Source organism: Reyranella sp. (assembly GCF_965227665.1).
GTDB lineage: Bacteria > Pseudomonadota > Alphaproteobacteria > Reyranellales > Reyranellaceae > Reyranella.
Genome location: NZ_OZ245767.1, coordinates 3,230,662 through 3,256,636, shown reverse-complemented (window position 1 = coordinate 3,256,636; position 25,975 = coordinate 3,230,662). Strand labels below are relative to the sequence as shown.

Annotated in this window: 23 protein-coding genes; 15 read left to right on the top strand and 8 right to left on the bottom strand. The window is 65.1% G+C overall.

The window, feature by feature from the left end; translation table 11 throughout:
- Positions 1 to 50: 50 nt before the first annotated feature.
- From ACO07I_RS15670 to ccmI, 4 genes are read left to right on the top strand one after another with little or no spacing between them, the layout of a single operon-like run.
- Positions 51 to 2,000: a heme lyase CcmF/NrfE family subunit gene (locus ACO07I_RS15670; protein ID WP_422009183.1), complete on the top strand. Its 1,950-nt coding sequence runs from the start codon at positions 51 to 53 to the stop codon at positions 1,998 to 2,000.
- Positions 2,001 to 2,540, top strand: a complete 540-nt coding sequence (locus ACO07I_RS15665) for a DsbE family thiol:disulfide interchange protein (protein WP_422009181.1) — start codon at positions 2,001 to 2,003, stop codon at positions 2,538 to 2,540. It begins immediately after the preceding gene.
- Positions 2,540 to 3,028 carry a cytochrome c-type biogenesis protein gene (locus tag ACO07I_RS15660; RefSeq protein WP_422009179.1) on the top strand — a complete coding sequence of 163 codons (489 nt, stop codon included), beginning with the start codon at positions 2,540 to 2,542 and terminating at the stop codon, positions 3,026 to 3,028. The genes ACO07I_RS15665 and ACO07I_RS15660 overlap by 1 nt, the downstream gene beginning before the upstream one ends.
- A gap of 5 nt (positions 3,029 to 3,033) precedes the next feature.
- A complete protein-coding gene (gene ccmI / locus ACO07I_RS15655; protein WP_422009177.1) occupies positions 3,034 to 4,341 on the top strand; it encodes a c-type cytochrome biogenesis protein CcmI in 1,308 nt (435 codons plus the stop codon).
- 77 nt (positions 4,342 to 4,418) lie between these two features.
- Here the strand turns inward: ccmI and ACO07I_RS15650 are convergent, their stop codons facing one another.
- Positions 4,419 to 5,117 carry an NERD domain-containing protein gene (locus ACO07I_RS15650; protein WP_422009175.1) on the bottom strand — a complete coding sequence of 233 codons (699 nt, stop codon included), beginning with the start codon at positions 5,115 to 5,117 and terminating at the stop codon, positions 4,419 to 4,421.
- Positions 5,118 to 5,238: 121 nt separating this feature from the next.
- Here ACO07I_RS15650 and ACO07I_RS15645 point away from each other — a divergent pair, with 121 nt between their 5' ends.
- Complete coding sequence (locus ACO07I_RS15645) at positions 5,239 to 8,484, top strand: DUF3427 domain-containing protein (protein WP_422009173.1); 3,246 nt, start codon at positions 5,239 to 5,241, stop codon at positions 8,482 to 8,484.
- A gap of 54 nt (positions 8,485 to 8,538) precedes the next feature.
- Here the strand turns inward: ACO07I_RS15645 and ACO07I_RS15640 are convergent, their stop codons facing one another.
- Positions 8,539 to 10,224: a GmrSD restriction endonuclease domain-containing protein gene (locus ACO07I_RS15640; protein WP_422009172.1), complete on the bottom strand. Its 1,686-nt coding sequence runs from the start codon at positions 10,222 to 10,224 to the stop codon at positions 8,539 to 8,541.
- Between the two features lie 349 nt (positions 10,225 to 10,573).
- Here ACO07I_RS15640 and ACO07I_RS15635 point away from each other — a divergent pair, with 349 nt between their 5' ends.
- Positions 10,574 to 10,996, top strand: coding sequence for a nuclear transport factor 2 family protein (locus tag ACO07I_RS15635; RefSeq protein ID WP_422009171.1), 423 nt, complete (start codon positions 10,574 to 10,576; stop codon positions 10,994 to 10,996).
- 307 nt (positions 10,997 to 11,303) lie between these two features.
- On the opposite strand, the gene ahpF is transcribed toward ACO07I_RS15635, so the two are convergent.
- A complete protein-coding gene (ahpF, locus tag ACO07I_RS15630) occupies positions 11,304 to 12,884 on the bottom strand; it encodes an alkyl hydroperoxide reductase subunit F (RefSeq protein WP_422009169.1) in 1,581 nt (526 codons plus the stop codon).
- A gap of 84 nt (positions 12,885 to 12,968) precedes the next feature.
- A complete protein-coding gene (ahpC, locus tag ACO07I_RS15625; protein ID WP_422009167.1) occupies positions 12,969 to 13,538 on the bottom strand; it encodes an alkyl hydroperoxide reductase subunit C in 570 nt (189 codons plus the stop codon).
- A 114-nt stretch (positions 13,539 to 13,652) separates the two neighbouring features.
- On the opposite strand from ahpC, the gene ACO07I_RS15620 reads away from it, so the two are divergent.
- Positions 13,653 to 14,534 carry a hydrogen peroxide-inducible genes activator gene (locus ACO07I_RS15620; protein WP_422009165.1) on the top strand — a complete coding sequence of 294 codons (882 nt, stop codon included), beginning with the start codon at positions 13,653 to 13,655 and terminating at the stop codon, positions 14,532 to 14,534.
- A gap of 146 nt (positions 14,535 to 14,680) precedes the next feature.
- On the opposite strand, the gene ACO07I_RS15615 is transcribed toward ACO07I_RS15620, so the two are convergent.
- Together ACO07I_RS15615 and ACO07I_RS15610 are read right to left on the bottom strand one after the other, a co-directional pair.
- Positions 14,681 to 14,983 (bottom strand): hypothetical protein, encoded by a 303-nt coding sequence (locus tag ACO07I_RS15615; protein WP_422009163.1) that lies wholly within the window; start codon positions 14,981 to 14,983, stop codon positions 14,681 to 14,683.
- Between the two features lie 6 nt (positions 14,984 to 14,989).
- Complete coding sequence (locus ACO07I_RS15610; RefSeq protein ID WP_422009161.1) at positions 14,990 to 15,316, bottom strand: hypothetical protein; 327 nt, start codon at positions 15,314 to 15,316, stop codon at positions 14,990 to 14,992.
- A 109-nt stretch (positions 15,317 to 15,425) separates the two neighbouring features.
- Between ACO07I_RS15610 and ACO07I_RS15605 the strand changes: the two genes are divergently transcribed.
- Genes ACO07I_RS15605 through ACO07I_RS15585 form a run of 5 tightly spaced genes read left to right on the top strand, consistent with a single transcriptional unit; the run spans position 15,426 to position 19,972 of the window.
- The gene (locus ACO07I_RS15605; protein ID WP_422009159.1) at positions 15,426 to 16,100 is read left to right on the top strand and encodes an MSMEG_1061 family FMN-dependent PPOX-type flavoprotein; all 675 of its coding nucleotides are present in this window, start codon (positions 15,426 to 15,428) and stop codon (positions 16,098 to 16,100) included.
- Positions 16,082 to 17,005 (top strand): fatty acid desaturase, encoded by a 924-nt coding sequence (locus ACO07I_RS15600; protein WP_422009157.1) that lies wholly within the window; start codon positions 16,082 to 16,084, stop codon positions 17,003 to 17,005. The genes ACO07I_RS15605 and ACO07I_RS15600 overlap by 19 nt, the downstream gene beginning before the upstream one ends.
- 9 nt (positions 17,006 to 17,014) lie before the next feature.
- A complete protein-coding gene (locus tag ACO07I_RS15595) occupies positions 17,015 to 17,986 on the top strand; it encodes an alpha/beta fold hydrolase (RefSeq protein WP_422009155.1) in 972 nt (323 codons plus the stop codon).
- The gene (locus ACO07I_RS15590; RefSeq protein WP_422009153.1) at positions 17,979 to 19,421 is read left to right on the top strand and encodes a thioredoxin family protein; all 1,443 of its coding nucleotides are present in this window, start codon (positions 17,979 to 17,981) and stop codon (positions 19,419 to 19,421) included. The genes ACO07I_RS15595 and ACO07I_RS15590 overlap by 8 nt, the downstream gene beginning before the upstream one ends.
- Before the next feature lie 26 nt (positions 19,422 to 19,447).
- Positions 19,448 to 19,972, top strand: a complete 525-nt coding sequence (locus ACO07I_RS15585) for a UGSC family (seleno)protein (RefSeq protein ID WP_422018279.1) — start codon at positions 19,448 to 19,450, stop codon at positions 19,970 to 19,972.
- 129 nt (positions 19,973 to 20,101) lie between these two features.
- Here the strand turns inward: ACO07I_RS15585 and ACO07I_RS15580 are convergent, their stop codons facing one another.
- Together ACO07I_RS15580 and ACO07I_RS15575 are read right to left on the bottom strand one after the other, a co-directional pair.
- Positions 20,102 to 21,160, bottom strand: a complete 1,059-nt coding sequence (locus tag ACO07I_RS15580) for an alpha/beta fold hydrolase (protein WP_422009151.1) — start codon at positions 21,158 to 21,160, stop codon at positions 20,102 to 20,104.
- Positions 21,141 to 23,585, bottom strand: coding sequence for a DUF3772 domain-containing protein (locus ACO07I_RS15575; RefSeq protein ID WP_422009149.1), 2,445 nt, complete (start codon positions 23,583 to 23,585; stop codon positions 21,141 to 21,143). The genes ACO07I_RS15580 and ACO07I_RS15575 overlap by 20 nt, the downstream gene beginning before the upstream one ends.
- Before the next feature lie 183 nt (positions 23,586 to 23,768).
- On the opposite strand from ACO07I_RS15575, the gene ACO07I_RS15570 reads away from it, so the two are divergent.
- Genes ACO07I_RS15570 through ACO07I_RS15560 form a run of 3 tightly spaced genes read left to right on the top strand, consistent with a single transcriptional unit; the run spans position 23,769 to position 25,951 of the window.
- Positions 23,769 to 24,872, top strand: coding sequence for a malate/lactate/ureidoglycolate dehydrogenase (locus tag ACO07I_RS15570; protein WP_422009147.1), 1,104 nt, complete (start codon positions 23,769 to 23,771; stop codon positions 24,870 to 24,872).
- Positions 24,873 to 24,903: 31 nt separating this feature from the next.
- Entirely contained in the window at positions 24,904 to 25,524 is a 621-nt protein-coding gene (locus tag ACO07I_RS15565) for a glutathione S-transferase (protein ID WP_422009145.1), read from the top strand.
- Positions 25,525 to 25,528: 4 nt separating this feature from the next.
- Positions 25,529 to 25,951, top strand: coding sequence for a cupin domain-containing protein (locus ACO07I_RS15560; RefSeq protein ID WP_422009143.1), 423 nt, complete (start codon positions 25,529 to 25,531; stop codon positions 25,949 to 25,951).
- The last annotated feature ends 24 nt before the right edge of the window (positions 25,952 to 25,975 follow it).

Genomic DNA, 25,975 nt, shown 5'->3' with positions numbered 1-25,975 from the left:
GAAGGATCCTTCGCTGCGCTCAGGATGACAAAGTTGGTGGAGCTCAGGTCTTGATTCCAGAGTTGGGCCACTTCGCGCTGATCTTGGCGCTGGCTGTCGCGCTGGTGCAGGGCACGTTGCCGCTCGTCGGCGCATCGCGTGGCGACCTGCGCCTGATGGCCCTCGGTCGCACCGCCGCTCTCACGCAGGCCTTCCTCGTGCTGCTGGCGTTCGGGGCGCTGACGCAGGCCTATGTGACGTCGGACTTCTCCGTCCTCAACGTCGTCGACAATTCGCATTCGGCCAAGCCGCTGCTCTACAAGATCAGCGGCGTGTGGGGGAACCACGAGGGCTCGATGCTGCTGTGGGCGCTGATCCTGGCGCTGTTTGGCGCCGCCGTCGCGATCTTCGGCAACAACCTGCCCGACACGTTGCGCAGCCGCGTGTTGGCCATCCAGGCGCTGATCGGCGTCGGCTTCCTGGCCTTCCTGCTCTTCACCTCCAACCCGTTCGCGCGCGTCTTCCCGGCGCCGCCCGACGGCAACGGGCTCAACCCGCTCTTGCAGGATCCCGGCCTCGCCTTCCATCCGCCGCTGCTCTACCTCGGCTATGTCGGCTATTCGGTGACTTACGCCTTCGCCGTCGCCGCCCTGCTCGAAGGCCGGGTCGATGCCGCCTGGGCGCGCTGGGTGCGGCCGTGGGCGCTGGCGGCCTGGTGCTTCCTGACGCTCGGCATCGCGCTGGGTTCGTGGTGGGCCTATTACATCCTGGGCTGGGGCGGCTTCTGGTTCTGGGATCCCGTCGAGAACGCCTCGCTGATGCCGTGGCTGGCCGGCACCGCTTTGCTGCACTCGGCCATCGTGGTGGAGAAGCGCGACGCGCTGAAGAGCTGGACGGTGCTGCTGGCGCTGCTCGCCTTCTCGCTGTCGCTGCTCGGCACCTTCCTGGTGCGCTCGGGCGTGCTCACCTCGGTCCATGCCTTCGCGCAGGATCCGGCGCGCGGCATGTTCATCCTGGCCTTCCTGCTGTTCGTCACCGGCGGCGGCCTGGCGCTCTATGCCTGGCGTGCGCCGCAACTTCAGGGTGGCGGGCTGTTCCAGCCGGTCAGCCGCGAGGGCGCGCTGATCCTGAACAACCTGCTCCTGTGCACGCTGGCGGCCACGGTGCTGCTGGGCACGCTCTATCCGCTGTTCCTCGACCTGCTGACCGGCAACAAGGTCTCGGTCGGCCCGCCCTTCTTCAACGCCACCTTCGTGCCGCTCTGCACCCCGCTGTTCGCCGCGCTCTGCGTCGGCCCGTTCCTCGGCTGGAAGCGCGCCGAGCTGGGACCGGCGCTGATGCGCCTGCGCGTGGCGCTCGTCGTCTCGCTGGCCGCCATCCTGGTCGCGATGACGATGATCGACAGCCGCTCGACGCTGGCGGCATTGGCCTTCGGCTTCGGCGTCTGGCTGATCGTGGGCAGCCTGGCGTCGCTGACCGACCGCGTGCGCAGCGGCACGCTCCGCACGATCCCGCGCTCGACCCTGGGCATGGTGATCAGCCATGCAGCCCTCGGCGTCGTCGTGCTGGGTTCGGTCGCGACCTCGTCGTGGAACACCGAGCTGATGCACACGATGAAGCCCGGCGACCGCATCGACTTCGCGGGCTACAGCGTGCTGCTCGAGCGCATGGACGAGGTGCGCGGCCCCAACTACATCGCCGAGCGCGCGACGCTCGCCGTCAGCGTCGGCGGCAAGCCCTACACGGTGCTGCAGCCCGAGCGCCGGCTGTTCACCGTGCAGCGTCGACAAGTGGCCGAGACGGCGATCCAGACCAACGGGCTGCGCGACTTCTACGCCACCTTGGGCGAGGGCAGCCCGCAACAGGGCTGGGTGATCCGCCTCTATCTCAACCCGCTGGCGCCATGGATCTGGCTGGGCGCGGCGCTATGCGCGCTGGGCGGCTTCGTCTCGCTGTCGGACCGCCGGCTGCGCATCGGCGCGCCGTCGCGACGTCCGTCGTCCTTACAGCCGGCCGAATAGATGCGCCGCCTCCTCTTCATCCTGCCGCTGCTGACCTTGGCGCTGATGGCGGGCTTCTTCGCCTGGTCGCTGACCAGCGGCCGCGACCCCGCCTCGATCGGCTCGGTGGTGGTGGGCCGGCCGGCGCCCCGGCTCGACCTGCCGGCGCTGCGCCCGGGCGAGCCGCCGCTCACCGACGCCGACCTGCGCACCGGCAAGCCGGTGATCGTGAATTTCTTCGCGAGCTGGTGCACGCCCTGCCTGGCCGAGCATCCGCTGTTCACGCGGCTCAGCGAACGCGAGGGCGCGACGATCGTGGGCATTGCGTGGAAGAACAAGCGCGACGACGCGCTGCCCTGGCTGAAGCGGCTGGGCGATCCGTATCGGCTGGCGGGCCTCGACCTCGACGGCAAGACCGGCCTCGACTGGGGGCTGAGCGGCGTGCCCGAGACCTACCTGATCGACGGCGAAGGCATCGTGCGCCGCCACTATCGCGGGCCGATCACCGAGCGGGACCTGAACGAGACGATCCTGCCGTTCCTCAAGGGGGCGGTGAAGTGATGCCCCGGCCCCTTTGTCATGACATCAAGCGCGTACTTCTGGCGTGCGTCCTGGCGCTCATGGCTTTCCTGACACCCGCCCTCGCCGTCGAGCCGTCCGAAGTCCTGCCCGACCCGGCGCTCGAAGCCCGTGCCCGCGAGATCGGGCGGGCGTTGCGTTGCGTCGTCTGCCAGAACCAGTCGATCGACGATTCCTCGGCCGAGGTGGCGCGCGACATGCGGCGGGCGGTGCGCGAGCGGCTGACGGCCGGCGACAGCGACGGCGACGTCTTCGCCTACATGGTCGCGCGCTACGGCGACTACGTGCTGCTGAAGCCGCCCTTCAAGGCCGGCACGCTGATCCTGTGGCTGGGCGCGCCGCTCCTGCTGCTGGTCGCCGGCGCCGCGCTCCTGCTCGCCGCGCGCCGCCGCCGCAACACACCCATCGCGGCACCCAAGCCGCTCGACGAGGAGGAGCGCCGCCGCCTCGACGCGCTCCTGAAGGGCTGACGGCCATGCTCGAATTCCTGCTGGCGCTGCTCACCACCGCGACCGTTGCCGCCTTGCTCTGGCCACTGCTGCGGATGCGCCTGCCCGCGCGCGACCGGCTCTCGGGCGAACTGGCGATCTACCGCGACCAGCTGGCCGAGCTGGAGCGCGAGCGCGACGCCGGCACGCTGAAGCCCGCCGAGGCCGCCGCCGCCCGCACCGAAATCGAGCGCCGCATGCTGGCCGCCGGCGACGCCGCCACGACTACCACCAAGGGCAGCGCCAAAGCCGCGCGCGCCTCCGACGCGGTGCAGAAGTGGCTGCCGCCCGCGCTGTCGCTCTTCGTGCCGCTGCTGGCCTTAGGCCTCTACCTGCAGACCGGCCGCCCCGGCCTGCCCGCCGCGCCCTTCGCCGACCGTGTTGCCAAGGGGGGCACCGAACACCCCGCCCCGTCGCGCCAGCTCGACGTCGCCGGCCTGCTGGCCGAGGCGCGCGCCCGCCTGGCGCAGGACCCCAACGACGCCGAGGCGCTGGCCGCCCTGGGCGAGGGCCTGACCCTGGAGGCCGGCGGCACCGTCACGCAACCGGCGCTCGAGGCACTGCAGCGGGCGCTCCCGGCGCGGCCCGACGATGCGCGCATTCTCTACTATCTCGGCCTGCACGAGGCGCAGAGCGGCGATTCGAAGGCCGCGATCGCCCGCTGGCGCGACCTCGAGGCCGCCAGCCCGCCCGACGCGCCCTGGCTGCCGATGCTGCGCGCCGAGATCGCGCGGGTGGCGAAGGCCGCCGGGATCGAGCTGCCGCCCGCCGCGCCACCCCCGACAGGCCCGCAATCGGCCACGCCGCAGCCCAGCCGCGAGCAGCAGGAGGCGATGGCCCAGCTCACGCCGGAGCAGCGCCAGCAGGCGATCCGCTCCATGGTCGAGGGGCTGGCCGCGCGCCTCGCCGACGCGCCGCAGGACCGCGCCGGCTGGCTGCGCCTGGCCAATGCCTGGAAGGTGCTGGGCGAGAACGCCAACGCCGCCGACGCCTACGGCCGCGCCGACACGCTGGCCCCCGTCGACGCGCGCATCCTGGCCGACTGGGCCGAGGCGCATGTGCGCCAGCTCGCGCCGGGCGCCGTCCCTTCGCCGCAGGCCGTCGCCGTGCTGGAGCGGCTGGAGAAGGCCGAGCCGCGCAACGCGCTGGCCCTGTTCTACCTGGGCGTCGCCGCCGAAGCCGCGGGCAACAAGCCGGCGGCGCTGCAGCGCTGGAAGACGCTGCTGGCGCTATTGCCGGCCGACGCGCCGATCCGGGGGATGCTGGAGGAGAGGATCAAGGCGGCGGGGGGGTGAAGGCGCTGCCGAACTACTAAATGCAGCTGAGCACCTTGCGCGATGGCATGGTCATAATGTGCGAATGCCTTGAGCGGCTACCCGACGTTCCGGACGTACCGGCACGACGGAAACCGGCTACATCCATAGAACTGGTTTCCTGCATTGCTGCCGGACTTGGCCGTCCTGAGGACCAGCGGGCTGCCGCATCTGCCACAGGTCGTGGTGCTATCGAAACGTTGTCTCAAATGATCGATGTGCTCCAAGTGTGTGGCGTGCGTCTTCGGCAGCATCCCTGCTTTGATGGCTTCCACGATCCGCGTCACCTCGGCCTCAGCGAAGACCACCTGGCTCTTGCTCTTAACGTAGGTGATGTACCCGCCCGTTAGGACGTTTGGAGGCAGGGGTGTCCGTAGACTGCAGTCGCCCCGAAATACCACGACAGAATGCATCCTCTCGGGCGGGATCCTAGCCAAGTTTGAAAGCGCCCTGATGTGACCCTCGTTTTGATGCAGGGGATTCTGAAACCTGAGCTTGTCTCCCCTGTTTGTCTTCGTCCAAAAGGGAGCGTCCTCACTTCCGAATATCCATCCACTCATGTTCTTGGTCTCGACGACGAACACGCCGTAGCGAGAGACAATCACATGGTCGATCTGCGTCGTGCCTCGACGGGTCCCTATCGTTACGTTGTTTAGATCAACGTACTCCGACGGCAGGAAGAGCTTCTGCGCAAAGACAGTCTTTAGCTCACCGAACCAGCCTGTGAATCTTGGACCCAAGGACATTTCGACCGACATTCCCCGGATGAGTGCCCGCAACTGCCTAAAGGCTAGCAATCTGCTGGATTTTCGGCAAACTACCGCGAGGGCCCTTCAACCGTGCGCACCATCCGAGCTGCCCGGCAGATAGTGACAAAGCTTGAACACACTGATCAACAATAGCTGTCCCTTCTGTGATCCGGAGGATGGCAGAGTTGTCTTTCAGACCCAATATTCGCTCGCTATTTGGGATGGGTACCCGGTCACAGAGGGACACGTCCTCGTTGTTCCTAAGCGACATACGCCCGTTTGGCACAACCTGAGGCGCGACGAGCTTGCGGATATTGGCGGAGCCATTGCCCAAGCACAGCGCTTCTTGCGGGATCGCTACGCCATCGACGGATTCAACGTTGGCTTCAATGAGGGAGCTGCCGCGGGCCAGACCGTTCCCCACTTCCATGTTCATGTCATACCGCGTCGCGCAGGCGACATGGCTGATCCACGAGGCGGCATTCGTCATGTCATTCCGGAAAAGGGAAACTACGTTCGCCGCAGAGGACGTGACGTTCAGCAAGCAGACAAGACTCCGCATAGTCGGGCTTTGATCGCGGGTGGAGAAGATGCCCTTCTTCCTCATCTGATTCCTCATATCCAGCAGGCCAATGCGATCGACGTCGCGGTGGCATTTGTGCTCGATAGTGGTGTCCGCATACTGCATCCACACTTGCAAGAGTTCCTAGATAGGCAGGGGCGACTTCGCATTGTGGCGGGTGACTACTTGGACGTAAGCGATCCCACCGCGTTGCGCCGTTTGCTCGATCTTGACGGCAACGTTCAACGATGGATGTTCGAAGCGAACCTGCTGAGTTTCCATCCGAAGTCGTGGATCTTTCACTATGATCATAGCGGTGTGGCGATCGTCGGAAGCTCAAACATCTCCGAAACCGCTTTGCAGTCGGGCATCGAGTGGAATTACCGAGTGTTCGATGAAGCAAAGTCCAACGGCTGGGCTGACGTCCTTGGTGGCTTCGAAACCCTGATCACAAGGGAAGAGATCGCCGTATTAACCAACAACTGGATCGACCGCTACGAAGAGCGACGCGCAACCGTTCCCACGCGTCGCGGCTTTGCGGAAGTTGCGCCGGACCCGCCGGTTCGAACGCCGACGCCGCATCCCATTCAGCAGAGAGCACTCGAGGCGCTCCAGGCGACACGTCGCCAAGGTTATACCGCGGGTCTCGTTGTCCTTGCGACCGGTCTTGGCAAAACCTGGCTAAGTGCCTTCGACAGCGTCTCTTTTGAGCGAGTGCTGTTTGTGGCGCATCGAGAAGAAATTCTCTCCCAAGCGATGGCGACATTTCGGGCCATGCGTCCCAATTCGCGCCTTGGACGATACAGCGGCTCAGACAAAGATGTGGATGCTGAAGTCTTGTTTGCATCGATTCAAACGCTGGGGCGGTCCGCTCACCTACGACACTTTGCCCCAGATGCTTTTGATTACGTCGTGGTTGATGAATTCCATCACGCCGCCGCTCCAACCTATAGAACACTCATTCAGCACTTCACGCCGCGATTTCTCCTGGGTCTCACGGCGACGCCCGAGAGAACGGATGGCGGTGACCTGCTGGCGTTGTGTCAAGAAAACCTCGTCTTTCGTTGCGATGTCTTCGAGGGAATCGAGGCCGAACTTCTCTCGCCATTCCACTATTTTGGTGTGCCGGACGAAGTCGACTATGAGCAAATCCCCTGGCGCTCTTCTGCATTTGATGAAGAGAAGCTGACCCAAGCTTTAGCGACACAAGCGCGAGCGCAGAATGCGTTCGAACAAATGCAAAAGCATGGCGGTAGCCGAGCGATTGGCTTCTGCTGCTCGCGCCTCCACTCGGACTTCATGGCTGCGTTCTTCGCTGAGAGAGGGCTAAGAGCGGCTTCGGTTCACTCGGGTGATACATCGGCGCCGCGTGTTCGCTCCCTTGAACGCTTGCAAGCCGGTGAACTGGACGTCGTCTTCGCTGTCGACATGTTCAACGAAGGTGTCGATGTTCCTGAAATAGATACCGTGCTGATGCTGCGCCCAACCGAGTCGGCGATAATCTGGATGCAGCAATTCGGTCGCGGACTGCGGCGCTCTGCCGAGAAGAGCCACTTGGTCGTCGTAGACTACATCGGCAATCATCGGATCTTTCTATCCAAGGTTCGATCGATGCTGGGTACGACGGAGGGTGATCGAGCGCTCGCTCTCAAGCTTGAAGCCGTTCGAAAGAAAGAAATCCAGTTTCCGCCTGGTTGCGAAGTCACTTACGAGCTGAAGGCACTAGAGATCCTAGAGAGCCTGCTTCGGTCAACGAAGGATGCGGACGCCTTGGAGGCATTCTATGCCGACTTCAAGCTGCGCCACGGCACAAGGCCAACCGCGACTGAAGTGTTCCATGCTGGTTTTGATCCGAAATCGACTGGGCATGGAGGATGGTTCTCCTTCGTGCGTCATATGGAAGATCTGGACGAGCTTCAGATAACCGTTGAGCAGCGCCACGGCGCGTTCTTGCAGAGCGTATCGGTAACTCCAATGAGCAAGAGTTATAAGATGCTCGTCCTTGATGCCCTACTGGCTGAGGAAGACTCGATGAAGGGTATGAATGTCAACTCTCTTGCTCAGAGTGTCGTCAGATCTGCTTCCAGAAATCCACGATTCGCAAGCGACATATCCGTGCCCTTGAATGATGTAGATGGTGTCCGAAAACTGCTCGTCGAGAATCCGATTGCAGCCTGGGTTGAAGGGAAAGGAACGGGAGGTGAGCGTTACTTCCAGTTCAAGGAATCTGTCTTCCGGCTAGTAATGGACGTGCACCCTGCGGCGCAGGCGACCTTCAAGCAGATGACGAGTGAGATTGTGGACTGGAGGGTCGCTCAGTACTTGGCTCGATCTACTGCGCCAAGTGTGCCTGTCGCTGGTTCCCCCCAAAGTCTCGAACTCTGGCAGAGCTACTCCCGAAGCGATATCCCGACGATGTTCGGGGCCGTGTTCAATCCAGGCAGTTGGAACAGCGGGATGGTCCTTACCGGCCAGAGCCTTATTCTGTTGGTCACTCTGACCAAGGGCAACCTTGCGGCTGGTAACGAGTATCTGGATCACTTCATCGATGACCAAACATTCGAATGGCAGAGTCAGAATCAGACCACCCAAGCGTCGAAGCATGGTCGGATCATCAATGGGTCCCTGCCGGGACATTCGGTTCATCTATTCATTCGGCCCACAAAGCTAAGAGGGGGAGGCGCAGCACCTTTTATCTATTGTGGGGTGCCGCGGTTCGTGGACTGGAGGGGTGAGAAGCCGATAACAGTTCAGTGGAAGCTGGAGACGCCAGTCCCAGAGCATCTGAGGAGACTCTTCAAGGTCGATGGCTAGTATAGGAGTAGGATTGTGATCATCGTGGGCAAGGCTTTGCGTGAGCACTAGTTGCTACTCCAAATCAGTGGCTGCTTCGAGCCTAGTTACTCTTCGAATTGAGTCCCAGAGCCTGTTCTGTCGCCAAATCAAGAAGCCTTCGTAGTCGTTATTGAGCAAAGGCGAGTCAGTATGGAAGGGAAGTGCATGCGAGGCCAACACCTCGTCAAAAGGGAATCCAGGTGTAGCGCGAATTTCGGTTAGATAATCTGAGGGCGCTCGATTGCTAATCATCTGGTTAGTTGTCCGATCAATTAGCGTGCGATTGAGTACGCAGTCGCGCACCCGAGCTGAAGAGATGCCTTTGCTTTTTTGAAGGAAGTCACTGGGAAAGATGTGGTGGTCGTCGATTCCCTGCTCGGCCATCAGTTTTCCAGTAATCTCGGATTGAGTATGAAAGTCCCGAGCTCGCTCACCAAGAATCAAGCAGATGGTTGCTCGATAAATCGAGCGCTGACGAGGCGTGACTTCCCGTAGGATTTTTGGATCGAATCGCAGAGACGACACTGAATCTGGAAGTGCTCCGTTCGAGAACCAGGCATCGATATCCGTTACATCTCGTGCAGATTGGCTATTCGGAGCGCTTTCATATGCTTGGCCAAAGACAGCACACCAGAACCATCGCTTTATCTTTTCTCGCTGCGATCCAGCTTCCGCAGTCTTGGGCATCCCTCCTCGCGCCAGCGCTGCTGCCAAGGGGGGCAGCATGGTTTGATAAGGCAGCCACTTAGGTTGCAAGACCTTACAATCGTCGCGGAGAATCTCAAGGCCAAGGGCAAGGCCTGCTACCACTTTGTCCCACCAAGCACTAATGGCCTCTGCCTTTAGTTCGAGGACATCGCTGCGTTTACATGAAGGCGCAGACCTGGAGGCTAGAGAAATACCCTGGAGAACGTAGTAAGGATCGACATCGAAGTAGTCGATTACCGAGTAAGTGTTCAGGGCACTGTCCCACAAAGCTCTGAGATTGATATTCTGTGGCCAGAACCGCGCGGTGAGCAATTCGAAAACGCTTAGCTTTACGCCAGTTCGATTGAGCGTTTCGAAGATCGTGCATAGCGCATCGGCCTTCGTATCCTGAGATAATGTGACGACAGGAAAGCGGTATTCGTCGAGGACAGTGACCCACTTCTTGGCTTCATTTTGGGTCAACTCGCTGATCACCAGCTGCTTTTGAGTGTCGGTCAATTTCGGCTGTGGCGCATGTATCCATTGGTAAAAGCCGCCAGAGCCATTTTTAAGAACAGATAGCGGTAAGACTAAATCCGCCGCTTGCGCCTCAAAATTCTCGTGTTCTCGGGCCCATTTGGTCGACGCTCGGCGGTAAAAGACGCAATCCTCGAAGTCCTTACCATCCAACACCTTGGTTAGATCGAGATAATAGCGATGCTCACCGACGCCATAGAAGGCTTGATATAATGAAGTGAGACGTTGCTGGCCGTCGAGTACAAGGAAAGTGTGGTTAGCGCCAATGGTTGGTGCTCCCTCAAACTCTCGTGCCGCGAAGAAACCTACCGGATCTCGTACTCGGAGAATGCTGCCGGCTGGATAGTTGTTCGCGATGGATACAATCAGTTCTTGGGTGGCGCTGGGTTCCCATACGAAATCCCGCTGAAAATTTGGTAATACGGCTGCGCGATTGTGTATCTCGGCAAGTAAGTCTTTCAGCGCGCGCGGATTTGTATCCTCGAAAATGTTCATGCGTCAGCTCAAGCCCCGCGTGTATTGAGCTAGCAAGTTAGCGTTAGTTGATGCCTGGAGGAAAGCATCAGACACACCGCCCTGCTATTCCGCGCGGGAAGAGGGGCAGAATCACTGGATCATGTGGTCGAATGCCGACAACTCGACCATTACCGTTGCCTACTGCGATGACAATCTGCTTGTAGGGTGGCGACATTGCCGGCTGTGCGTATGCGCCGGTCTGGCCCCGAGCGATTCAAGGACGCTCCGTTCCAGCTTCATGAGCGAGCCTCATTACCTCCCAGACAATCGCCGCCTCGCCTGTGCTGGCCTATCTCCCGCGTGGATCAACCATCCGCAGGAGGAAGCCATGTCCCATCCCACCGCCACGCCGGACGCCGTCGTCGAGGCCTACGTCGCCACCTGGAACGAGACCGATCCCGCGCGCCGCCGCGCCGGCCTTGCGGCGGCCTGGACCGAGACGGGGATCTACCGCGATCCGGTGATGGCGAGCGACGGGCCGGCCGGGATCGACGCCATGCTGGCGGGCGTGCAGGCGAAGTTCCCGGGCTTCGTGCTCAAGCGCACCTCGAAGGTCGACGCGCATGCCGGTTTCCTGGGCGGTCCCTCGGGCGGCCCCTCTGGCAGCTCAGGGGGGCTCTATCTGCGCTTCACCTGGTCGCTGGGTCCGGCCGACGGGCCCTCGGTCGTCGAGGGTGTCGATTTCTGCACCCTGGCGCCGGACGGGCGGCTGGCGTCGGTGGTCGGCTTCATCGACAAGATGCCGGGGTGAGGCGGCGCGCGTAAACGAAATAACCGAAATAAACGAAACAACTGAAGCCAATGCCGCACCCCTACGTGCGACTCGGTCGCAATTGTCTGTTTCCCGTCGTCCCGGGGCCGGGGGTTACCCCGCCCGAACCGGAGTGGAGGCCCCCCTCCCCACCTCATCCTGAGGAGGCCACGGAGTGGCCGTCTCGAAGGATGGGCAACACACGCGGTGCTCGCCCATCCTTCGAGACGCGGTCCTGTGGACCGCTCCTCAGGATGAGGTTTAGGTGCTCGGAGCCGGGCGATTCGATCTCGCCCGGCAGTTCTTCCTAGGCCGCCTGCTTGACCTCGACCGGCTCGCTGCGGATCAGGTGGTCGAAGGCCGACAGCGCGGCCTTGGCGCCCTCGCCCATGGCGATGACGATCTGCTTGTAGGGCACGGTCGTGGCGTCGCCAGCGGCGAAGATGCCGGGGACCGAGGTCTGGCCGCGGGCGTCGATCTCGATCTCGCCGCGCGGGCTGAGCTCGATCGCGCCCTTCAGCCACTCGGTGTTGGGCACCAGGCCGATCTGCACGAAGATGCCCTCGAGCTCGATCGTCTTTTGCTCGCCGGTGGTGCGGTCCTTGTAGGCGAGGCCGGTCACCCGGGCGCCGTCGCCGTGCACCTCGGTCGACTGCGCCGAGACGATCACCGTGGCGTTGGGCAGCGAGCGGAGCTTGGCCTGCAGCACCGCGTCGGCGCGCAGCTGGCCGTCGAACTCGATCAGCGTGACGTGGCTCACCAGGCCCGCGAGGTCGATCGCCGCCTCGACGCCGGAATTGCCGCCGCCGATCACCGCCACCCGCTTGCCCTTGAACAGCGGGCCGTCGCAGTGCGGGCAGTAGGCCACGCCCTTGTTGCGATACTCGGCCTCGCCGGGGACGTTCATCTGCCGCCAGCGCGCGCCGGGCGAGAGCACGATGGTCTTGGCCTTCAGGGTGGCGCCGTTCTGCAGCTCGACCGTGGCCAGGCCGCCCGGCGTCGCGGCCGGGATCAGCTTGGTGGCGGTCTGCAGGTCCATCACGTCGACCTCGTAGTCCTTGACGTGCGCGGCCAGCTCGGCGGCCATCTTCGGGCCCTCGGTGTGGGAGACCGAGATGAAGTTCTCAATGCCCATCGTGTCCAGCACCTGGCCGCCGAACCGCTCGGCGGCGATGCCGGTGCGGATGCCTTTTCGCGCGGCGTAGATGGCTGCAGCGGCGCCGGCGGGGCCGCCGCCGACCACCAGCACGTCGTAGGGCTTCTTGGCCGCGATCTCCTCGGCCGCGCGTTCGCTGGCGCCGGTGTCGAGCTTGGCCAGGATCTGCTCCAGGCTCATGCGGCCCTGGCCGAACGGCAGGCTGTTCAGGAAGATCGAGGGCACGGCCATCACGCCGCGCTTCTCGACCTCGTCCTGGAACAGGGCGCCGTCGATCGCGGTGTGGCGGATGCGCGGGTTCAGCACGCTCATCAGGTTCAGCGCCTGCACCACGTCGGGGCAGTTCTGGCACGACAGCGAGAAATAGGTCTCGAACGTGTAGTCGCCGTCGAGGCCCTTCACGCGCTCGATCGTGTCCTGGGCTTCCTTGCTCGGGTGGCCGCCGACCTGCAGCAGCGCCAGCACCAGCGAGGTGAATTCATGGCCCATCGGGATGCCGGCGAAGCGGACCGAGATGTCCGTGCCGGGCCGCACGATGGCGAAGGAGGGCTTGCGCATGTCCTCGTCGGCCTCGGCGAAGGTCACCTTGTCCGACAGGCTGGCGATCTCCTGCAGCAGCTCCTTCAGCTCGGCCGACTTGGGGCTGTCGTCGAGCGACGCCACCAGCTCGACCGGCAAGGTCAGGCGCTCGAGATAGCCCTTCAACTGCGTCTTGAGGTTGGCGTCCAACATGGGAGGTACTCCTACTGAAATGTCGCGAAGCGGAGTGGAGGGACCTCCGGTGAGGCCCCTCCGCCCTTTGGCCAGATCTTGTGGTTAGATCTTGCCGACCAGGTCGAGGCTGGGGGCGAGGGTCTTCTCGCCTTCCTTCCAGGCGGCCGGGCAGACTTCGCCCGGATGCGAGGCGACGTACTGGGCCGCCTTGACCTTGCGCAGCAGCTCCGAGGCGTCGCGGCCGATGCCGCCGGCGGTGATCTCGACGATCTGGATCTTGCCGTCCGGGTCGACCACGAAGGTGCCGCGATCGGCCAGGCCCGCTTCCTCGATCATCACGCCGAAGTTGCGGGTGATGGCGCCGGTCGGGTCGCCGACCATGACGTACTCGATCTTCTTGATGGCTTCCGACGTGTCGTGCCACGCCTTGTGGCTGAAGTGCGTGTCGGTCGAGACGCTGTAGATCTCGACGCCCAGCTTCTTGAACTCGGCGTAGTTGGTCGCCAGATCCTCGAGCTCGGTCGGGCACACGAAGGTGAAGTCGGCCGGGTAGAAGAACACGACCGACCACTTGCCCTTGCCCTTCAGGTCGGCGTCGGTCACGTCGATGAACTTGCCCTTCTGGAAGGCGGTGGCCTTGAACGGCTTGATCTCGGTGTTGATGAGGGACATTGGCTTGAAACTCCTAGGTTAACTCTTGCCAACGGTTACTTAGGGGCATTCTAAGATCGTTTAAAGCGCAAAATACCGAATTGAATAATCGCCAAAAGCGATTATATGCCCGACATGAAACCTATCCCGACACTGCGACAGCTCCGCTACCTGGTGGCGGTGGTGGATCGCTGCCACTTCGGGCAGGCGGCGGCGGGCTGCAACGTCAGCCAGTCGACGCTGAGCGCCAGCATCCAGGAGCTGGAGGAGCTTCTGGGGGCGCCGCTGCTGGAGCGGACCAAGCGCTCGGTAGTGCCGACGGCGCTGGGGCGGAAGGTCGCCGACCGCGCCCGCGGCCTGCTGAAGGGCGCCGAGGATCTGATGGACGCAGGCTTGGCGGCGCGCGATCCGCTGTCGGGCCCGCTGCATCTCGGCGTCATCCCGACGATCGGCCCGTTCCTGCTGCCGCGCGCCATGCCCAAGTTGCGCGAAAACTTCCCCAAGCTGCAGCTCTACCTGCGCGAGGACCAGACCGCGCGGCTGCTGGAGCGGCTCGAGTCGGGCGAGCTCGACGCCGTGCTGCTGGCGCTGCCCTACGCGCTGGGCGACCTCGAGGTGATGGATCTGGGCGAAGACCGGTTCTCGATTGTCTATCCGGCCGGCCACGTGCCAGCGGCCAGCATCGCCGACGAGAACCTGCTGTTGTTGGAGGACGGACACTGCTTGCGCGAGCAGGCGCTGGCGGCCTGCGAACTGGAGGGGGCGCGGCGCAATGCCGGCTTCAACGGCACCAGCCTGCATACGCTGGCGCAGATGGTGGCGAACGGATTGGGCGTCACCCTGATGCCGCAGATGGCGCTCGACGCCGGGATCCTGCGCGGGCTCGACGTGACGGTGCGGCCGCTGACCGGAGCGGCCCCGAATCGCCGCATCGGTCTGGTCTGGCGGCGTTCGTCCGCCCGCACCGAAACGTTCCGTGCGCTGGGAGACGCGCTGAAGGACGAACTCGCCATGTAATGAAGAAGAAGCAGATCAGCTCTGCAGGAATGATTCGCCGTGTCCCACAGGCGGTCGTGCTACTTCGAATCTGCAGAGATTAAAGGCCTGTGCGCCCGACCGCGGATCTCGCGGTCGGGCTATTTTTTGTCCAAGCGCTGCCGTCGTTACGGCTGCTGACTCGGCGCCGGCGTCATCGGTTCCGGCGTCGGCGTAGCCGGGATCGGCGCTACTCTCGGCACCGTTGGAGTCCGGGTCTCGTTGGTCTGCGAATTGATGGCTGCCGGGTCCGGGTTGCGGGCCAGATCCGTCCTTTCGGGGCGATCGCCCGAGAAGAACATCAGGCCTGCCGCCGCCACGATCGCGGCCACCACGCCCACCACCAGATAGAGTCCTCGGCTCGGGGAGCGTGGCTCGAAGGCCACGTCCTCGTAGGCGGGTTTGTTGAGCTTGGGGTCATAATCGCTCATCGCCCCTTACTCCTGCGGCGCCGCCGGCGTCGTGGCCGGACCCGGGGTGGCCGGACGGGCCGGCAACGGAATCGCAGCCGGGCGATCCGCGTCGGGCGTGACGCCCGGCGTGTCCGTCACCGTACGCTCGATCGGGGCCGGGGCCTGCGCCTGCTCGGGGCCGATGGCGCTGTTCTGCGGATTGCCGAAGTAGAGAAAGCCGCCGACCAGGGCGACGCCCGCAAGGGCTGCGAGCAGGATGTAGCCGGGGCGACCATTGTTCGGCGCCTCGTAGGGATCGGTGGGATCATAGCCCGGACGGCCCGGACCCAGGTTCGGATCGTAATTGCTCATCTGGTCCTCCTTTTGCTGTGACTGGTGGACCAACGACTCCTCGCGCCAGATGGTTTCGCCGGAGGGGGGTGCCTGCTACCCTGCCTTGCAAATTCCGGAGGTCTAGAAAATGCCCGATTCACTGCCCTTTTCGGCTCCCCCGACGGAACCGGCGCTGCTCGACGAGGCGGGCGCGCGGGCACTGGTCGCCTCCTACGCGCCGGTCAGTGTAACCGCCGCGGTCAAGGACATCGGCCGCATCGATGCGCATATGGGCCGCTTCATTGCCCTGTCGCCGATCTGCCTGATCGCCACCGCCGATGCCTCGGGCAAGCAGGACGTGACCCCGCGCGGCGATCCGCCGGGCTCGTTCAAGGTGCTCGACGACAAGACGATCGCGCTGGCCGACCGGCCGGGCAATAACCGGCTCGATACGCTGCGCAATCTGCTGGAGAACCCCGAGGTCGCGCTGATCTTCCTGCTGCCCGGCGTCAACGAGACGGTGCGGGTGGCGGGCACGGCGCGCCTCTCGGTCGATCCGGCGCTGCTCGACTCGATGGCGGTGCAGGGCAAGGCGCCGAAATGCGCCATCGTCGTCTCGGTGCGCCAGGCCTACCTGCACTGTGCCAAGGCGCTGCTGCGCTCGCGCCTGTGGTCGCCGGACTATGTCCAGCCCAAGGGCACCTTCCCGTCGATCGCGCGCATGGTCGGCGACCAGATCGGCTTGAGCGAAGACGAGAAAAAGAAGCGCGAGGCGGTCACCGAACACGCATACAAGGAAGGTCTATGGGCACCTATACAGTAACCGGCCAGCGCGCCCGCCAGATGCGGGTGGTGCCGGCGGAGGTGCTGAAGCGCCTCTATGCGCGCGACGACACCAAGGGCCTGATCCAGACCGGTGCGCATCTCGCGCTGCTGGTGCTGGGCGGCTGGCTGGTGCTCGAGACGCGCGGCACTTGGTGGGTGCTGCTGGCGCTGCTGCTGCAGGGCATCTTCATCAACGCGCTGTTCGGCGCCATGCACGAATCGGTGCATTACGGATCGTTCAAGACGCGCTGGATGGCCGACCTGCTGGCCTTCTTCTCCGGCGCGGCGATCCTGAACAATGCCGGCTTCTACCGGCACTATCATCTCGCCCATCACCGCTACACGCAGGATCCCGACCGCGATCCCGAGCTGATCACCTCGGTGACGCCGACCGGGTGGCGCAGCTATCTCTTCCGCGTGAGCGCGATCCCGTTCCTGATGATCCGCGTGCGCGACATCTTCCTGTTCCCGTTCGGCTTCAAGGGCAACGTCACCTACATCCACGATTCGGCGTGGCCCGAGGTGCGGCGCTGGGGTCGCTGGCTGCTCGCCCTCTATGCGGTGCTGATCGTGGGCTCGATCCTGCTCAGGACCGACGTCCTGCTGTGGGTCTGGTTCTTCCCGCTGCTCATCGGCCTGCCCCTGCTGCGGCTCTATCTGCTGACCGAGCACACGCTGTGTCCAAACAGCGACGACGGTTTCGCCAACACGCGCACGACGATCTCCAATCCCATCGTGCGCTTCCTGATGTGGAACCTGCCGTACCATGCCGAGCATCACCTGCTGCCGAACATCCCGTTCCACCACCTGCCCGAGGCGCACCGCCACCTGCGGCCACACCTGAAATACGTGGCCAGGAGCTATACCCAGACACATGGGGAGATCATCCGCAGCTTCCGCTAAGGTCGGGCCATGCGGACGAACGAAGGAACCTGGGCGGCCGACAATGTGCGGCTGCAGCGCGGCGGCACCCTGAAGCAGGCCCGCATCGTGTGGAAGACCTACGGCACGCTGTCGCCCAAGCGCGACAACGTGATCCTCTACCCCACGAGTTACGGCGCCCATCACACCGACATCGAGTGGCTGGTCGACGTGCGGCACTGCCTCGATCCCAGCCGCTACTTCATCGTCATTCCCAACATGCTGACGAATGGCCTGTCCTCGTCGCCGTCCAATACGCCGGAGTTCCCCGAGGTTACGACCTACGACAACGTCATGCTGCAACGGCAGATGCTGCTGGAGCTGTTCGCCATCGACCGGCTGAAGCTGGTCTATGGCTGGTCGATGGGCGCCCAGCAGGCCTATCACTGGGGCGCGCTGTTCGGCGAGGCGGTCGAGCGCATCGTGGTCAATTGCGGCTCGGCCCGCACGGCGCCGCACAATTTCGTCTTCCTCGAAGGCATCCGCACCACCCTGCAGGCCGCCGCGACGCCGCAGCTGGGCCTGCGCGCCATGGGCCGCATCTATGCCGGCTGGGCGCTCAGCCAGACCTTCTATCGCCGCGAGATGTGGCGCGGCCTGGGCTTCGCCAGCCTCGAGGATTTCCTGGTGCGCTCCTGGGAAGCCAACTTCCTGCGGCGCGACATGCACGACCTGCTGGCCCAGCTCTGGACCTGGCAGCACGGCGACATTTCGGCCAACGATCTCTATCGCGGCGATCTGCAGATGGCGCTGGCCGGCATCAAGGCCAAGGTGCTGCTGATGCCCTCGGCCACCGATCTCTATTTCCAGACCGACGACAACAGGGAAGAGTTGCCTTATCTGAAATACGGGAAGCTGGCGGAGATCCCGTCCGTATGGGGTCATCGCGCCGGCAACCCGCGCGACAATCCCGAGGATGCCGCGTTCATCGATGCCCAGGTGGAGGCTCTGCTGAATGATTGAGGTACTGCCCGCGGACGGGCTGGTGATCGTCGCCAAGCACGAATGCCACACCTGCGTGCTGGTCGAGCCGGTGATGCAGCGCCTCGACAAAGTGGGCCCGCTCACCGTCATCACCCAGGACGATCCGGCCTTTCCCTCGGGCGTCGGCCGCGTGCTCGACGACCAGCAGCTCGAACGCTCGTTTCATCTCAACATCGAAGCCGTGCCGACACTGATCCGCTACGAAGGCGGTCGCGAGGTCGGGCGCACGGTGGGCTGGGATCGCGCCGAATGGACCCGCCTGGCGGGCGAAGCGGCTGCGGGCGAAGGTCTGCCGGCCTGGCAGCCCGGCTGCGGTTCGCGCAGCGTCGAGCCCGGCGTGCAGGAAGCGCTGATCGCGCGCTACGGCGATCCCGGCCTCGCCTCGCGCGAGATTCCGGTGGGCGAATGGGACGATCCGATCGAGGCCTGCTTCGAGCGCGGTTGGAGCGACGGCCTGCCCGTCGTGCCGCCGACCGACGAGCGCATCCTGCGCATGCTGGGCGGCACCGATCGCAAGCCCGACGAGATCGTGGGCCTGATCCCGCCCAACCTCGCGCCCTGCACGGTCGAGAAGGTGGCGATCAATGCCGTGATGGCGGGCTGCAAGCCGGAATACATGCCGGTCGTGCTGGGCGTCCTCGAGGCCGCGCTCGATCCGCTGTTCGTGCTGCACGGGCTGCTCTGCACGACTCATTTCGCGGGCCCGCTGGTGATCATCAACGGACCGGCCGCTCGGGCGGTCGGCATGAACTCCGGCATCAACGCGCTGGGCCAGGGCAACCGCGCCAATGCCACGATCGGCCGGGCGCTGCAGCTCATCGTGCGTAACGTGGGCGGCGGTCTGCCCGGCGGCATGGATCGCGCCACGTTGGGCAATCCCGGCAAGTACACGTTCTGCTTCGCCGAGGACGAATCCGATCCCGACTGGGAGCCGCTGGCGCAACGGCGCGGCATCGCGGCCGGCAAGAGCGCCGTCACCCTGTTCCATGCCGAAGGCGTGCACGGCTTCATCGACCAGAAGTCCCGCACGCCGGAAGAGCTCGCGCGCTCGCTGGCGATGGGCCTGTTCGGGGTCGGCCATCCCAAGCTCTGCGACTCAGGCAACGCCGTGCTGGTGCTCTCGCCCGAGCATTACCGGATCTTCAAGGAAGGCGGCTGGAATCGCCGCCGCATCGAGGACGCGCTCTATCAGGCCCTCAAGCGGCCCGGCCGCGACCTGATCCATGGCGCCCAGGGCGTGGCGGAAGGGCTGCCCGCCTCGATGGCCGACAAGATCGTCGACAAGTTTCCGCCTGACGGTCTGCTGATCGTTCGCGCCGGCGGCCCGGCCGGTCTATTCTCCGCCATCATCGGCGGCTGGCCCGGACAGCGCGTGCGCGAGGAATGCCAGGCCGTCACCCACGAGATTCGCTGAAGGACATCGATCCCATGAGTCAGGCCATGAACTATTCGAGCAAGCTGCGCGATCCCACGGCCGAGACCTCGCCGACGCGCCGCGCCCGCCTCGCGCCGCCGCCGTCGCTCGACGGCAAGGTCGTGGCGCTGATGGATATCGGCAAGTCGGGCGGCGCGGTGTTCCTCGACCGGCTCGAAGGCCACTTCAAGTCGGCCGGCGTGGCCACCAGGCGCTATCGCAAGCCCACCAACACCAAGGTGGCGCCGGCGTCGGTGCTGCAGACCATCGCGGCCGAGGCGCAGCTCGCGGTGATCGCCTTAAGCGATTGAGGCTCCTGCACATCGTGCAGTCTGCACGACCTACATAGTCTCGACGGCCGCGGCCTGCCCGGCGTCAACATCGTGACCACCGAGTTCGTGGACGGCGTCACCGCGCAAAGCGATGCGCTGGGCTTCGAGCCGGCGGTCGTCTACGTGCCGCATCCGATCCAGAACCGCACCCGGGCCGAGATCGACGAGATCGCCGACCGCGCCTTCGAGCAGGTCATGGCGCTGCTGAAGAGCGCTTAGGACAAAACTGTCGTCCTGAGCGCAGCGAAGGACCTGGCGGAGCGACCAACGGACTGCGTGGCCGGCGAGAGATCCTTCGCTTCGCTCAGGATGACAAGTGTGGGGACCGTCGCCTCCAGCTGCTGCCGCCTAATCCTTCTCCGGCACGATCGCCGGTTGGACGATATCGTCGACGGTGACGTCCGCGTCGGGTTCCACCGGGGCGCTCGACTGCGGCGGCAGCGGCGCGTTGGCCAGGAAGGCCGCGACCACGGCGGCGGTCGCGCGCGGCGCTTCTTCCATCGGGTTGTGGCCGAGCTTCTCGAAGATCTCGAGCTTGGCGCCCTTGATGTCCTCCTGGAAGCGGAAGGCATCGGCGACCGGGACCCAGCGGTCCTTGGCACCCCAGATGATCAAGGTGGGCACGTCGAGGCGCTTCAGCATCGTCGGATCGAGCGGCTCCTGGGTGCGAGCACGCTGCAGCGTTGCCTCGCGGTTGCCGGGGAAGCGCTGCAGCTCGGCATAGCGCTTGACCCTCTCGGCCGTCACCATCGCGGGATCCGCATAGGCGTCGGCGAGCGACCGGCGGACCACGCCCTCCGGCTTGAAGTAGATTCCGAGGTCGCCGACGAGCGGCGTGCGGGCCAGCCGGGTCGGCAGCGGCGCGCTGCCATCCTGGCGCGGATAGCCGGCGGCATCGACCAGCACGAGCTGGGCGACGCGATCGGGTCGCGTGGCCGCGAAGGTCCAGGCGACGGCGGCGCCCAGCGAATGGCCGGCCACGACGACCTTGTCGAGGTGCAGCGTGTCGATCAGCACTTCGATGAAATCGGCATAGGCCTCGACCGTGTACTCGTCGCGCGGCCAGGTGCCGGTCAGGCCATGGCCCGGCAGGTCGACGGAGATGACCCGCGCCTCCTTGCCCAGCTCGCGCGCCCAGCCCTCCCACATGTGCAGCGAGCCGTTGGAGCCGTGGATCAGCAGGATCGGCACTCCGTCGGGATTGCCCTGCTCGCGGACATGGGCGTTGACGCCACCGACATCGACGAAGCGCGAACGGTCGTTGGCATAGCGCGCGATCAGGGTCTCCGGCGGCAGCGACGGCGCGTAGGCCCACATCGCCACGCCCGCGAACACCGCCGCGGCGAACAACGCATGGAGCGGCCAGCGCCGGGGCGGCGCCTCGTCCCTACGCCGACGCGGGGTCATCGCCCGGCCTGTCGTTCGAGGTCTCCTTCGTCTCGGGCGAAGGATCGGCGTGCAGCGAGAAGTTCACCTTGTCGAGGCCGCGCAGCCTGATTTCCGGCACAGCGCCTGGATTGAGGATCTTCTGCTCGATCAGCTTGGCCAGGATCGCGCGGTTGAGGTCGTTGGTCACGATCAGTCGGTCCTCGAGGCGCGCGACGAACACGAACAGCTCGAACTCCAGCCCGTCGGATCCGACCTTGACGAAGCGCACGATCGGCGCCGGGATGCGCAGCACGCGGGCATGCCCCAGCGCCGCCTCGCGCAGGATCGCCTCCATCGCGTCGACGTCGGAGCCGACCGGCACGGTCAGCTTGATCTCGATGCGGCTCGACGTGTCGGAATAGGTGCGGTTGACGACCGGATTCTGCAGGAACAGGCTGTTGGGCACGATGACGTGGGTGCGCTGGAACGTTTCGATTTCCGTCGCCCGGATGTTGATGCGCCGCACGAAGCCCTCGTGACCGTTCACCGTCACCCAGTCGCCCGCCTTGATCGGCCGTTCCACCAGCAGGATGACGCCGGAGATCACGTTGTTGGCGATGTTCTGCAGGCCGAGGCCGATGCCGACCGACAACGCGCCCAGGACGATGGCCAGGTTGGTGAAGTCGACGCCCAGCGCGCCGATGCTCACCAGGATGGCGATCATCACACCGGCATAGTTGAGGCCGGCATCGATCGACTGGCGCAGCGGCAACGGCGCCTCGACGGTCGGCATCACGCGGTCTCGCACGACGCTGCGGATGAGGCGCGCCAGCAGCATGCACACGAAGAAGGCGACGATCGCCATGCCGACATTGCCGAGCGAGATGGTGACGCCGCCGACCTTGACGCCGCGCACGAGCTGGCCCAGCCCGTCGATCATGGCATCGGTATCGACGTTCCAGGCCCCCGGAATCGCGATCCCGAGCAGCAGAACGAGGGCGGCGTCGAACACCAGAAGGACGAGGTATTGGCCGCGCAGCGTGCTGTCGGGCGCAAGGCCGAAGGCGCTGCGGACGAAGGTGCCCGAGGGCGTGTCCGGGGCGGCGGCCGCGTCGAGGAGATCGGCCACCAGCTTGTGCAGAAGGAAGGCGATCGCGATCAGCAGGCAGGTCGTCGAGATCGCCGTATGCAGATGGGCGCCGAGGGTCGCATAGCCGACCAGCGAGCAGGCAATCGAGGAGAAGACCGCGACGACCAGCAGAAGACGCGCCACCGCCCACCAGGTCCCGCCGATCATCGGCGGCAGTTCGGAGCCTTCGGGGCGGTCGGCCTGCCAGGCGCGGTTCGACAGGGTCGGCAGGCTGAGCAGGGCCACGACGGCCGTCAGCACGACGGCGCCGACCGCGGCGACCGCATCGTGGCCCTCGCCGCGGCTGAGCGCGAGATAGGCGAATTCGAGCGGCAGGCTGACCGAGTAGAGCCGCCTCAGCGCCCGCGACAGGTAGTGGGCGCTGTCGTCGCTGAACGGCAGCACGCGCCACTCGGGACGTTCCGGCGACAGGGCGGCGGCGGTCATGCCGAACACCAGCAGCAGCAGAATGAGGCGACCCACGGCTTCGGGGATCAGCGCGTCGATCGGCGATGGCGGATTGCTCGCGAGCAGGAGCTTGCCGATCAGCCACACCGCCAGGATGGGGACGAGGACGAGGCCGAGCCCATCGATGGCGCTGACGATGGTCTGGTCGCGCCGTGCGTCGATGTGCGTGCCGCCCCGGCCGAAGCGCCGGCGCAGGGCCCGCCCGACCCACCACAGGATGATCGTCAGCGCGGCCCAAAGGCCAAGCGGCACCAGCTCGGGGCTGCCGGCGCCGAGCGTGAGGAAGCCCTCCTGGCTCCAGCTCGCCATCGCGCCGGTCAGCGTCTTCACCGAAGCCACGAACTGGGGGCCGATCTTCTGCCATACGCCGGGCGAGAGCGGAGACGGGTCGCGGCGCAGAAGGGTCCGCAGCACCAGTTCGCCGCGCAGCTTGGTCAGGCGCTCCAGCAACTGGTCGGCGCGGGCGATCACCACCTCGCTCTGCTTGACCCGGCTCTCGGCGATCGTGGCCTGTTCGGTCAGCCGTTCTCGGTCCGCCTTGACGGCATCGGTCTCAGGCGGTGCGTCGGCGCCGGGCTTCAGTTCGAGCGGGGCCAGGAGCTTCTTTGTGTCGGCAAGGTCGCTGCGGGCGAAGGCGGCGGCGGCCATCGCGGCGGTGCGCACGTCGGTCGTCTGCTCGCGCAAACTGTCGATCTCGACCGGCAACAGGTCGGCCTGCTCGGTGCGGGTGGCGATGCGGTCGAGCTGGCGACCCCAGAGTTCGGCGAGCTGACTGAAGGGCCGCTGCGGCTGCGGCACGGTCTGGGCGGAAGCCGCGACGCTTGCGAAGAGCAGCGCGAACCATGCGAGGCGAACGAGAGACCGCATTCGGTGCGCAATTCCTGGAAACGACGAAGGGCTTTGCATGGTCACTACCACGGGTGGCCCGCAGCAGGCCACGCCGAGACTGTCTGGCCGCCCAGGAGGGCGAAATCAGGGCGCCGCTTCGGCGTTGACAGCGTCGTGGCGACGCGGAACCTTGCCGCCCGCAATGTAAAGGGGAGACGAGAGATGGCCGAGGGGCAAGGATCCGTGGGCGAAATCCGCATCGAGCCCGACCGGCTGCACGCTTTCACCATGGCGATCTGCCGGGCCGACGGCAGCTCCGCCGAGGAAGCGAAGCTCGTCGCCGACCATCTCGTGCTGGCCAATCTGTTCGGCCATGACAGTCATGGTGTCGGCATGATGCCGAGTTACATCCAGAACACGATGAACGGCGCCTGCACGCGCAACCACCACGCCACGATCGATCGCGACAATGGCGCGGTGATCGTGGTCGAGGGCGGCGCCGGGTACGGCCAGGTCATTGCCAAGGAGGCGATGGACATCGGTATCGAGCGGGCGAAGAAGCACGGGGTCTGCGTCGTCGGCCTCAAGAACTCCCATCACATCGGCCGGATCGGTCACTGGGGCGAGCAGTGCGCGCGCGCCGGCATGGTGAGTACCCATTGGGTGAACGTGCACGGCCACAAGTCGCTGGTCGCGCCGTTCGGCGGCGCCGAGGCGCGCTTCACGACCAATCCCTACTGCACGGCCATTCCGCGCAAGGGCCAGGAGCCGATCGTGCTCGACTTCGCGACCAGCCAGGTGGCGATGGGCAAGGTGCGGGTCGCCAACAACAAGAAGATCCAGATGGAGGAAGGCCTCCTGATCGATGCCAGCGGCAACGCCACGACCGAGCCGGGCGTGATGTACAATCCGCCCTACGGCGCCATCCTGCCGTTCGGCCTGCACAAGGGTGGCGGCCTGGCCGTGATCTGCGACCTGCTGGCCGGCGCGCTGACCGGTGGTCGCACGCACAGCCCACGCACGATCAAGAAGAACGGCACCGACATCATCAACAACATGCTGTCGATCATCATCGATCCCGACTCGATGGGCGGCACCGCCTTCTTCGAGGACGAGGTCGACACCTTCATCGGCTGGGTGAAGTCGGCGAAGCCGCAGCCCGGCGTCGCCGAGGTGCTGGTGCCGGGCGAGCCCGAGCGGGCGCGCAAGCTCGATCGCGAGAAGAACGGCGTGCCGATCGACACGACCACCTGGCAGCAGCTCGTCGACACGGCCCGCAAGGTGCGTTTGAACGACACGGATATCCCGCAGATGGCCGGCGCCTGACGCGACCGGAAGCCGACAGGAGAGACCGACCATGGCCAAGATGAAGCTCTATTACTCGCCGGCGTCGCCGTATGCCCGCAAGGTCAGGGTGCTGGCGATCGAGACCGGTCTCGACAAGAAGATGGACATGGTGAACGTGGCCCTGACGCCGGTCGCGCCCAATGCCGACGTCGACAAGCACAATCCGATCGGCAAGATCCCGGCGCTTTCGACCAAGAACATGGACCTCTTCGATTCGCCGGTGATCTGCGAGTATCTCGACAGCCAGCACAAGGGCCGCAAGCTGTTCCCGCGCAAGGGCCGCGAGCGCTGGATGGCGCTGCGCCAGCAGGCCATGGCGGACGGCCTGCTCGATGCCGCGCTGCTCGCCCGCTACGAGGGCTTCCTGCGACCCGAGGAGAAGCGCTGGCCCGACTGGTCGAAGGGTCAGATGAAGAAGATCGACGGCGTGCTCGACCAGCTCGAGGCCGAATCCAAGGCACTCAAGGGCAAGCCCACGATCGGTACCGTCTCGATCGGCTGCGCGCTGGGCTATCTCGACTTCCGCTTCGGACATCATGACTGGCGCGCGAAGCGGCCGAAGCTCGCCAAGTGGTTCACAGCCTTCGCCAAGACGCCATCGATGAAGGCCACGGTCCCGCCGCCGGCCTGATCTCATGACCGCTGACGAGATCATCGCCCGCCTCGGCCTGCAGCCGCATCCCGAGGGCGGCCACTATCGCGAGACGTTCCGCGCACCCGGAGGCAAGGACGGTCGCGGCGCCAGCACCGCGATCTTCTTCCTGCTGAAGGCGGGGGAGCGTTCGCATTGGCACCGGGTCGATGCCGACGAGGTCTGGCATCACTATGACGGCGCGCCGCTCGAGCTGGCGATGAGCGACGACGGTCGCACGGCGCGGCACCTGCGCCTCGGCCGCGACTTGGGTCTGGGCGAGACGCCGCAGATCGTCGTGCCGCGCGGCGTCTGGCAGGCCGCCCGCTCGCTCGGCCACTGGACGCTGGTCGGCTGCACCGTGGCGCCGGCCTTCGACTTCGCGGGCTTCGAACTCGCCTCGCCCGGCTGGGAGCCTGGCTCTTAGTGCCATGGAGCGCGCCACTCCAGT